At 68.4% G+C, this 9,794-nt stretch carries 13 protein-coding genes; 7 read left to right on the top strand and 6 right to left on the bottom strand.

The features are described from left to right. Window positions 1-291 (bottom strand): dihydroneopterin aldolase family protein (locus Q0916_RS03130; protein WP_299234250.1); only part of this gene is annotated, 291 nt, incomplete at its 3' end. Between the two features lie 94 nt (window positions 292-385). On the opposite strand from Q0916_RS03130, the gene Q0916_RS03125 reads away from it, so the two are divergent. From Q0916_RS03125 to Q0916_RS03095, 7 genes are all read left to right on the top strand, one after another. Then, window positions 386-997, top strand: a complete 612-nt coding sequence (locus Q0916_RS03125) for a translation initiation factor IF-2 subunit beta (RefSeq protein WP_299234247.1) — start codon at window positions 386-388, stop codon at window positions 995-997. A 150-nt stretch (window positions 998-1,147) separates the two neighbouring features. Then, on the top strand, window positions 1,148-3,133 hold the full coding sequence (locus Q0916_RS03120; protein WP_299234245.1) for an aconitate hydratase: 1,986 nt from the start codon (window positions 1,148-1,150) through the stop codon (window positions 3,131-3,133). 263 nt (window positions 3,134-3,396) lie between these two features. Next, window positions 3,397-3,888, top strand: coding sequence for a ribosomal protein S18-alanine N-acetyltransferase (gene rimI, locus Q0916_RS03115; protein WP_414689307.1), 492 nt, complete (start codon window positions 3,397-3,399; stop codon window positions 3,886-3,888). A gap of 62 nt (window positions 3,889-3,950) precedes the next feature. Next, complete coding sequence (locus Q0916_RS03110) at window positions 3,951-4,406, top strand: DUF5810 domain-containing protein (protein ID WP_299234241.1); 456 nt, start codon at window positions 3,951-3,953, stop codon at window positions 4,404-4,406. Then, the gene (locus Q0916_RS03105; RefSeq protein ID WP_299234238.1) at window positions 4,403-4,852 is read left to right on the top strand and encodes a DUF5809 family protein; all 450 of its coding nucleotides are present in this window, start codon (window positions 4,403-4,405) and stop codon (window positions 4,850-4,852) included. The genes Q0916_RS03110 and Q0916_RS03105 overlap by 4 nt, the downstream gene beginning before the upstream one ends. Continuing rightward, window positions 4,849-5,460: an NUDIX hydrolase gene (locus Q0916_RS03100; RefSeq protein ID WP_299234235.1), complete on the top strand. Its 612-nt coding sequence runs from the start codon at window positions 4,849-4,851 to the stop codon at window positions 5,458-5,460. The genes Q0916_RS03105 and Q0916_RS03100 overlap by 4 nt, the downstream gene beginning before the upstream one ends. 96 nt (window positions 5,461-5,556) lie before the next feature. Then, a complete protein-coding gene (locus Q0916_RS03095) occupies window positions 5,557-5,904 on the top strand; it encodes a rhodanese-like domain-containing protein (RefSeq protein WP_299234232.1) in 348 nt (115 codons plus the stop codon). Window positions 5,905-6,003: 99 nt separating this feature from the next. On the opposite strand, the gene yciH is transcribed toward Q0916_RS03095, so the two are convergent. From yciH to Q0916_RS03070, 5 genes are all read right to left on the bottom strand, one after another. Then, the gene (gene yciH, locus Q0916_RS03090; RefSeq protein WP_299234229.1) at window positions 6,004-6,297 is read right to left on the bottom strand and encodes a stress response translation initiation inhibitor YciH; all 294 of its coding nucleotides are present in this window, start codon (window positions 6,295-6,297) and stop codon (window positions 6,004-6,006) included. Between the two features lie 106 nt (window positions 6,298-6,403). Next, a complete protein-coding gene (locus Q0916_RS03085; RefSeq protein WP_299234226.1) occupies window positions 6,404-6,694 on the bottom strand; it encodes a transcriptional regulator in 291 nt (96 codons plus the stop codon). A gap of 85 nt (window positions 6,695-6,779) precedes the next feature. After that, window positions 6,780-7,748 carry an NDP-sugar synthase gene (locus Q0916_RS03080; RefSeq protein WP_299234223.1) on the bottom strand — a complete coding sequence of 323 codons (969 nt, stop codon included), beginning with the start codon at window positions 7,746-7,748 and terminating at the stop codon, window positions 6,780-6,782. Window positions 7,749-7,873: 125 nt separating this feature from the next. Further along, on the bottom strand, window positions 7,874-8,593 hold the full coding sequence (locus tag Q0916_RS03075) for a diphthine--ammonia ligase (RefSeq protein ID WP_299234220.1): 720 nt from the start codon (window positions 8,591-8,593) through the stop codon (window positions 7,874-7,876). A 58-nt stretch (window positions 8,594-8,651) separates the two neighbouring features. After that, window positions 8,652-9,779 carry a DUF373 family protein gene (locus Q0916_RS03070; protein WP_299234217.1) on the bottom strand — a complete coding sequence of 376 codons (1,128 nt, stop codon included), beginning with the start codon at window positions 9,777-9,779 and terminating at the stop codon, window positions 8,652-8,654. Between the last annotated feature and the right edge of the window lie 15 nt (window positions 9,780-9,794).

Here is a 9,794-nt window from a genome sequence, read left to right as displayed (position 1 = left end):
GGCGACGACCGTCGCCCCCTCGTGGTCGATGGTGATCTCGACCTCCATGAACCGGCCGGTGAGTTCGGTGTACGCGGCGGACTGCTCGGCGAGTTCGGCCCGGAGCGCGTCCTCGAGGATCTCGACGCTCACCGACGAGCAGAACGGCTGGTTTTCGATCGCCTCCTCCATCGCCCGCGAGAGCGAGGCGCTGCTGTCCGGCGAGACCGGCGTGCCCGCGAACTGGTGATAGAGGCTTCCGAACTTGATTCCGGCCTCGAAGCAGGCCGCCTGTGGGGTCGTCGGCTCCATGCGGACCCCTCGGGCGGCGGGGACAAAACCGGTTCGACCCGAAGCCCCCGCCGGTCTCGGAACGCATATACGGCGCTCGTCCCTACGATTGAGCATGGAATACGGAGACAGCCTCGACCGGGCGTTGGACTCGGTTCCCGACATCGGATCGGCCGGCGATCGGCTCTCGGTCCCCGACGCCGTCGCACAGACCGACGGAGCCTTCACGCGGTTTACGAACCTCGACGGGGTCGCGGACGCGCTGAACCGCGAGACGGAGCACCTCCATCGGTTCGTCCAACAGACGCTTGCGACCTCGGGGAAACTCGACGACGGCGTCGGTCGGTACAACGGCGACTTCGACGACCGGGACTTCGAGGGCGTCATCGACGACTACACAGAGGAGTACGTCCGCTGTAGCGAGTGCGGGCTGCCGGACACCCGCCTCGTCCAGGAGGACCGGACGCTGATGCTCCGGTGTGACGCCTGCGGCGCGTTCCGTCCCGTCACGAAAAACAGCCGATCCAAGGAGACCCAATCGACCCAGGAGGACGTCGAGACCGGCGAGACCTACACGGTCAAGGTGACCGACACCGGCCGGAAGGGCGACGGCGTCGCCCACCGCGGCGACTACACCATCTTCGTCCCCGGGGCCGAGGAGGGCGACGTGGTCGACATCTACATCAAAAACACCAGCGGGAACCTCGCGTTCGCCCGCATCGACTGAGCGCGCCGATCGGTTTTACACGATCACCCGGTTCTGTGCGGCAAATGGGCATAGAAAACAATACTCGTTTGGTACGACGGCGCTCAAACTGCCGTACGTGTGTCAGAACACGCCGGATTTATATCCGTGGACAGTCGACGTAGGGACGATATGGGACAGACACTCACCGAACAAATCCTCGAGGACCACCTCGTCGAAGGGGAACTACAGACGGGCGAAGAGATCGGCATCGAGATCGATCAGGTGCTCACGCAGGACACGACCGGCACGCTCGTGTGGCTGCAGTTCGAGGCGCTCGGCCTCGACGAGGTACAGACGGAACTCGCCGCGCAGTACTGCGATCACCAGACGTACCAGTTCGACTTCAAAAACACCGACGATCACCGCTTTCTTCGCAGCGCCGCGGGGACGTTCGGGGCCTACTACAGCCGCCCCGGCAACGGGATCTGTCACAACGTCCACAAGGAGAACTTCGCCGCGCCCGGGAAGACGCTGCTCGGGTCGGACAGCCACACGCCGACGCCGGGCGGTCTCGGACAGCTCGCGATCGGATCCGGCGGCCTCGACGTCTCCGTCGCGATGGGCGGGGGCGCGTACTACATCGAGATGCCGGAGGTCGTCAACGTCCACCTCGAGGGCGAACTCCCCGAGTGGGCGACCGCCAAGGACGTCGCGCTGCACCTGCTCGGCGAGTTGACCGTCAAGGGCGGCGTCGGCAAGATCTTCGAGTACACCGGGCCGGGCGTCGAGTCGCTGAGTGTCCCCGAACGGACGACGATCACGAACCTCGGCACCGAGTTGGGCGCGACCTCCTCGATCTTCCCGACCGACGAGCGGACGAAAAACTGGCTCTCCCGGATCGGCCGCGAGGACGACTACGTCGAGCTCTCGCCGGACGCGGACGCCGAGTACGCCGACAGGATCGAGGTCGATCTCTCGGAGATCGAGCCGCTCATCGCCTGTCCGTCGATGCCCGACAAGGTCGTTCCGGTCGAGGAGGTCGCCGGCACGGACGTCGAGCAGGTCATCATCGGCTCCTGTACGAACGGCGCCTACGAGGACATCCTCCCCGGCGCGAAGATGCTCGAGGGGCGGACGGTCGAGATGAAGACCGAGATGATCGTCGCGCCCGCCTCGAAGCAGGCCTCCGAGATGCTCGCCCGCGAGGGCTGGACCGCGGAGATGATGGCCGCCGGCGTCAACTTCTCCGAGGCGACCTGCGGCGCCTGTATCGGCATCGGCCACGTCCCCGGATCGGATTCGGTCTCGCTGCGGACGTTCAACCGCAACTTCGAGGGCCGCTCGGGGATCGAGGACGACAACGTCTATCTCTGCTCGCCCGAGGTCGCCACCGCGGCGGCGATCAAAGGCGAGATCGTCGATCCGCGCGATCTCGCCGCGGAGCTCGGTGACCTCGAGGCGCCCGAGTTCGAGATGGGCTCGAAGTACAGCGAGGGCATGGGCAAAGAGGACCCCGACATCATCGCGCCCGAGGAGGCCGTCGACGACGAGCTCATCAAGGGGCCGAACATCGGCGACGTGCCCCTGAAGGACGAACTCGACGCCGACATCTCGGGGCCGAACCTCCTGAAGATGGGCGACAACATCACGACCGACCACATCATCCCGGCGACGCAGGACATCCTGATGTACCGCTCGAACATCCCGAAGCTCTCGGAGTTCACCCTCTCGCGCGTCGACGAGGAGTTCGCACAGCGCGCACTCGACAGCGACGGCGGGTTCCTCGTCGCCGGCGAGAACTACGGGCAGGGCTCCTCGCGGGAGCACGCGGCGCTGTGTCCGATGTACCTCGGTATCGAGGGCGTCCTCGCACAGAGCTTCGCGCGCATCCACAAGGCGAACCTGTTCAACTTCGGGCTCGTCCCCCTCGAGATCGACGCCGAGGACTACGAGCGGATCGAGCAGGGCGACGACATCGAGATCGTCGACAACGTCGCCGAGGCCGTCCGCTCCGGCCAAGAGGAGTTCACCGTCCGCGTCAACGACGAGTGGGAACTCACCGCCGCGCTCGACGCGTCGGAGCGCGAACGGCGGATCCTCGCCGACGGCGGAAAGCTCTCGCACACGAAAAAGCAGGCCGAAGAGGGCAGCGGCGCGGCCCCCGCCGACGACTGATCGAGCGCCGCCTCGGCGGTCGTGTTTTTGTTTTTATCGGTGTTCGAGACCCGAGACCGCCGCGCGTCCGCGGTCGAAACGGCGTTCCGGTGGCTATCGGGGCGTGAAAACGGGGTGGGGGGTGGGGATGCACCCAATCGGGTGCATCCGACTGTAATGCGCGCGCGATAATCAATCTTCTGGCCGAGGCCGGCCCCGAGGGACGGGAACGACGAAGCCCCGAACCGAGCTGCCGCGAACGGAAGGGGGCCGTCGACAACGCTATGTGCGTCTCGCCGCAACGTTGGGGCGTGACAGCAGCCGGACAGCGCAGCGACGTCGACGTTCGGCCGGTGGTTCGGGCCGACCTGTTGGACGTCTTCCGCATCGAAAGGCGATCGTTCGACCAGCCGTGGCCCTACGCGGCGTTCGAGCGGTTCCTCGATGCGCCGGGGTTTTTACTCGCCGACGACGGGTCGCCGGTCGGGTTCGTCGTCGCCGACGTCCTCAGCGAGGACGGCGCGCGGATCGGACACATAAAGGACCTCGCCGTCGCGCCGAGTCACAGACGCGACGGGCTCGGTCGGACGCTTCTCGCAGAGGGGCTGACGGTGCTGGCAACGAGGGGCGTCGGTCGCGTCAGACTCGAGGTGCGCCCGAGCAACGACGCGGCGCGGGCGCTGTACGAGGCGTTCGGCTTCGAGACCGACCGCGTCCGCCGCGGGTACTACGCGGACGGGGAGGACGCCCACGTGATGAAAAAGCCGATGTCCTGAGGGCCCGACGGCGGCGGCCGCCCGAGCGGAGGCGTTTTGCACCTGGGTCGGGAACGTCCGGTATGGGATACGCCTGCCCCGTCTGTTCGGACCCACAGGCCGATGCGGGACACCTCGCGAACCACCTCGCGTTCACCGCGTTGCTCGGGGACGACGACCACGAAGCGTGGCTCGAGGAGCACGCCGCCGGCTGGGGCGGGATGAGCGAGGACGACCTCGCCGAGGTCGTTTCCGAACGCGTCGAGGAGACCGAGTTCCAGCAGGTGTTCGAGGACACCGTCGGCGGCCTCGACGCCGGCGAGGGAGGGCCGCGCTCGGAGCGATCGGGGGCGCTGTTCGACGACGAGGGGGCCGGGGGTCACGATCACAGCCACGATCACGGCCGCGGCCACGATCACGACCTCGCGCCCGACGGGCCGGGCGACGCCGCGATCGACGACGCGACCGCGGAGGTGCTCGAGGAGGCGAGACGGATGACAGAGGAGATGCTCGAGGACGAGGAGGGCGGTTCGGAGTGACCGCGACGGATCGACCCCGGGAGGCGGAGGGCCGGTTCGTCCCCGAGACGTGGGCGGAGGCCGAAGCGCGGTACGAGCGCCTCGGACCGACCGCACAGACCGTCGTCCGGGAGACGGCCAAGGCGATGTCGTTCGGCCGCGAGGAGTACGACCGACGCGTGACGAGCGAGGTGGTGGCGACGGCACGGCGGGCGCTTTTCGCCGACGCGCTCGCCGTCCGGACCGCCGATCGGTCGGCGTTCGACGGGTGGCGCGAGGAGTACGCACACGAGGTCCACGTTGCCGGGAGCGACGCGGTCGGACGCGTCGCGTGGCACGCCTCGCCGCCCGCAGAGGCCGCCGTCGCGGCGACCTTCGAGAACGAACCCGAGGCCGCGGCCGATACGGTCCGCCGGATGGCGTTCAACCGCCTCTACCGCGAGCGTCTGGCGGGGGATCGGGTGTGAGCGGGACCGATCCGAGCCCGGCCGAGCACGACTGGGCCGTCCTCGAGTCCGTCACCGAGTACGAGACCGGCTGGTACTCGGGAGGCTACGACCTCGTCGAACTCCCCGACGGCGGGACCAAGCGCTACTACTGGGCCGAGCTACCGGCCGCCGTCGTCGTCGTCGCGGTCGTCGAGGACCCCGCGGCGCTCGGGGTCGGCGAGCCCGGACCGGACGGGGCCCGCCCGACGGAGCGCTCGGTCGTCATGGTCGAGCAGTTCAGGCCGGCGATCCGCGAGCTGTGTTACGAGCTGCCGGCCGGCATCGTCGAGAGCAAGGAGAGCTACGCGGAAGCGGGCGCGCGCGAACTCGAAGAGGAGGTCGGGCTCGTCCCCGAGGCCGTCGAACTCGTCGAGGACTTTTGGTGTTCGACCGGCGTGTTGCGGCACCGGCGGGGGATCGTCCGCGCGAGCGGGTTCAGCCGCGGCGAGCGGAAACTCGACGGCAGCGAGTTCATCGACGTCGTGACCGTCCCCGTCGACGAGGCGCTCGAAACCGCCCGCGAGGAGCCCGCGAACGACGCCACGATCGAGGGGCTGCTGTTGGCCGCGGAGGCGGGGACGCTGTAGGCCGCCCCGAGGCGGGTCCGGCCGTCCGACGATCCGGCGGCCGGCGGTCCGAGGGGCGATCCGTTCATTTAAGTCCGCGCTTCCGTATCGGGGCGTATGGACGGCGAGATCTCCGCGGAGGGGCTGTGGGAGCGGATCCGGGGCGACGACGCGGTTCGGATCGTCGACATCCGATCGCCCGAGCGGTTCGGCCGCGGGCACATCCCCGGCAGCGAGAACGTGCCGTTTGCGGAGCTGACCGGGCGGGTCGAGCGCTTTGCGGGCGAGGAGCACGTCGTCACCGTCTGTCCGCACGGCAAGGCGAGCCGCCAGGCCGCGCGGCTCATCGGCTCCTTCGAGGGGTTCGACGGGCGGGTCGAGTCGCTCGCGTCCGGGATCGAGGGCTGGTCGTACGAGCTCAAAGCGGACGAAGGCGGCTCGGAGGGTCCGGACGCGCCGTTTTGAGCGCGCCGTCGCGTCCGAGAGCGTTCGGCGGCGCGTCTACAGAACCGAGAACGGAGGCGAGGCCGCGAACCGACCCGATCGGGGCCGGGGCGTCGGCGGTCAGGCGACGTTGAATCCCTTCTCCTGGAGGAAGTCCTCGATCCGACCGAGGTGGTTCCCCTGGAGTTCGATGGCGCCGTCCTCGACGGTGCCACCGCAGGCGAATTTCGATTTCAGGTCCGAGGAAAGCGAATCGAGGTCGACGTCCCGCGGATCGAACCCTTCGACGACCGTTACCTCCTTACCGTATCGGCGCTCGTCGATGTGGATGTTGATCTCCTGGGACTCTTTGGCGACGTCCTCGCAGACGCAGAGTTCCTCGGGGAGTCCACACGTCGAGCAGACTTCCGACATTACAACTCGGCCTACACGACGGCCATATTAAACACTATCGGGACCCTCTGTTACGGTTTCGGGCCGACTGCGGCCTCGAGGCCGCCGCGTCGGGCTCGCGGCCGGCCTACCGGATCCTAAAGGCCGGATCGGAGACGGCCTCGCTCTTGCACGCCGGGCAGCGCGACGGGCGGTTGGTCAGGTCGTCGAACCCCGTGAACCCGCAGTCGCGACACTCCGGCGGCGAGACGAGCAGCCGCTCGTCGGCCTCCCGCAGCGACTCGGCGATGTGATCGACGTGCGACAGCGCCGTCGCCGTCGTCACGTCGAACTCGGCCGCGATCCGGCTCGCCTCGGCCGGCGTCTCGCGGAGGAACGCGGCGATGCGCTGTCTGGTGGTCCGTTCCGGGCCGTCCATACGCGACGTCGGACCGACGGACGCAAAACCGTACCGATCAGACCGGGGCCCGGGCGCGTTCGGCGCTACGAGGCGGCTCGGGCGGCTACTCGGTCCCGTTTGTCAGCCGGGTGTGAGCGCCGATCAGCGCGCCCGCGAGGTTGACGTTCTTGATCCTGGTCTCCTCGTCGATGATCGTGTCGTGGATCTCACAGCCGTCGACGACGGCGTCTCTGAACACGACGGAGCGATCGATCGTCGCGTCGGTGATCTCGGCGCCGGGCATGACGTGGACGTTCTCGCCGATCGTGGACCGTTCGACGGTCGCGGACTCGGCGATCACGCTGTCGCCGTCGAGGTGCCACTCGATGGCTTCGAGGTAGGACTCGGGGGTGCCGATGTCGAACCACGCCTCGTCGAAGACGAACGCGTTGACCGGTTCGCGGCTCTGGAGCCACTGGATGAACCACCCCGGTTCGTCGGGGTTGTTCCCCTCGGTGAGGTACTCCTCGAAGCGGAGCGACTCCCGCGGGAAGGCGTAACAGGCGATCGAGACGAGGGTGCTGTTCGGTTCCTCGGGTTTCTCCTGGAAGTCGACGACGCGGTCGCCGTCGAGTTCGACGAGCCCGTAGGAGCTGGCCTTCTCCCTGTCGCCGACGTCGTACGCGGCCAGCGCGGTCGTCCGTTTCGCTTCGAAGTAGTCGAGAAACGCCGAGAGATCGAACCCGATGAGGTTGTCGCCGGCGACGACGAGCAGGTCGTCGTCGATCCCCTCGCGCTCGACGAGCTGTCCGAGCGCGCCGACGACGCCGAACTTCTCGGACTCCGCTTCGGTGTCCTCCACCGAGAGCGTCGGTTTCTCGAAGTCGCTCGCCTCGAGGTGGGCCTCGAACTCCGGGGCGAAGCGTTCGTTCGTCGAAACGTAGACGGTGTCGACCCGCTCGTCGGCCTCCAGCGCCCGGAAGATCCGATCGATGACCGTCGTCTCGCCGATCGGCAACAGCATCTTCGGGCGGTGTTTCGTGACGGGCCACAGACGCGTCGCGTACCCCCCGGCGAGGACGACAACCTTCATTGTACGTACCGACCGCCGGGCGGATTAAGTGTCTTCTTATCTACGACCGCGGGGGCAACACCGAGGCGGGGCGTAGCGGCCGAGCACGGCGGGAGCCGGCTCGTCGTTCGCTCGGACGGCGCGTCTCAGCGCGTCCCCAACCACGCGTCGGTGACGCGGAACGTTCCCCGGACGCCGTCGAACTCCGGGGAGCCTTCGAGTCCGATCGGCCGGTCCATGTGTGGGCCGTCGGTGACGATCGTTTCGAACTCGCCGCCCTCGCCGAGGATGTGGACCCCGTGGTCGTCGTTGAGCGCTTCGAGCTCCCGGACGGCCGCCGCGTCCAGCGTCCGGCCCAGCCACGACTCGTCGAGGCCGCGGGCGGCGACCCGGACGACGGTGATCTCGAAGCCCGCATCGAGCATCGCGTCGATCAGCCCGCGGGGATCGGCCTGCCAAAGCGGCGCGAACAGCTCGGCCCCGATCCGATCGCACATCCCGCGGATGCGGTCGGTCTGGTAGCTGCTCTCGACGGCTCCGGCGGTGAGACCGTCGATCGGACCCGTCTCGTCGGCGAGGTCGACGAGGGCGTCCTCGAGGGGCTCGAGTTCCCGGTCGCCGCGTTCGCCCGTCGTCTCGTCGTCTCCGGCCGCCGGTCCGAACTCCCCCGGTCGGACGTCGACGAGAGGGATCCCGATGCTCTCGGCGGCCAACTCGGCCAGCTCGGTCGCCGGCACGTGGTACATGAACGACTCGCCACTCGGGTGGACGGTCACCAGTCGCTCAACGGGCGCGCCCCGTTCGAGCGCGCGGTACAGCGCCCACGAGGAGTCCTTGCCGCCCGAAAAGAGGCTTACCCAACTCATACCACTCGTACCGCCGGCGCGGGCATATGAACGTCGGTTCCGCCGGCCACGCGTTCTATCACTCGGGGAACTCCTCGATGGCCCGGTCGGACCCGACCACGCGCGAGGTGACGACGACGCCGACGAGGCTGACGACGACGCCGCCGATCACGTACAGCGCGAGCCGGCCCCAAATCGAGAGGGCGAAGCCCTCGACAGTGGCCGGGCCGAAGGAGACGGACGGGACGGTGATCGGCCCGAACGCCCCGGCGCGCTGGAGGAAGTACCCCGAGAAGCCGCGGACGACGAGGCCGATCGCGACGACGCCGAACGGCAGGTTCATGAGCGCCCCGGAGATGTCCTTCTCGGCGAGCAGTTCGTCCGTCAGCCGACCCGTCGCGGCGGCCAGTGCGGCCGCCGCGAACCACGGGACGCTGTCGAAGAGAAACCGGAGCACGGGCAGTAACTCCCCGCCGCCGTCGGTTCCGACGGCGCCGATCCCGCCGGCGAACGCGCCGATGAGAGCCAGTCCGGCGCCGACGACGTAGGTGACAAGCGACACCTGGCCGGAGTAAAACGCGGTGCGGATCCGGGTCGGGAGCGCCGAGACCAGATCGTCGATCCCGAGGCCCTTGTACAAGAGGAACAGACCGATGACGCCGGCGATGGCCGAGAGGGCGACGGCGACGTTGTCGGCGAGCAACAGGAGCATCGGAAACGCCAACAGCGCCGCGCCGATCGGGACGAGGACGGTCCCCCGGAGTTCCTCGTCGCCGAGGAACTGTTTCAGCAGGTAGTACGTCGATTGGATGTCGTGGGACTGCCGGACGACGACCCGGTCGACGGCGTCGACCGCGACCCGGCTCTCGATGATCGGAACGAGGCGCTCGTCGCCGGCCGAGTCGGTCACGACGATGGCGGCGTCGAGGTCGTACTCGGCGACCAGGCGGTCCATCTGGCCGGCGACGGCGCGGTCGCTGTTGACGCCGTCGCCACCGCCGGAGACGACCGCAACGACCGACTCCTCGCCGTCGTCCCGCAGGTCCCGGGCGACGTGTAGCGCCTCCAAGAGGCAGTTGACGCGGCTGTCCTCGGGGTCCTCGAGTCCGATGTCGGTGACGAGCGCCTGTACGGCTTCCCACCCGACGACGGGGTCGTCGTGGCCGATCACGCCGGCCCGATCCACGTACACGACCAGCGTACTCACGGCTGTCGTTTCGTT

The organism is Natronomonas sp. (genome assembly GCF_028274965.1).
In the GTDB taxonomy this organism is placed as follows: Archaea; Halobacteriota; Halobacteria; order Halobacteriales; family Haloarculaceae; genus Natronomonas.
This window is presented reverse-complemented; position numbering and strand designations above follow the sequence as displayed.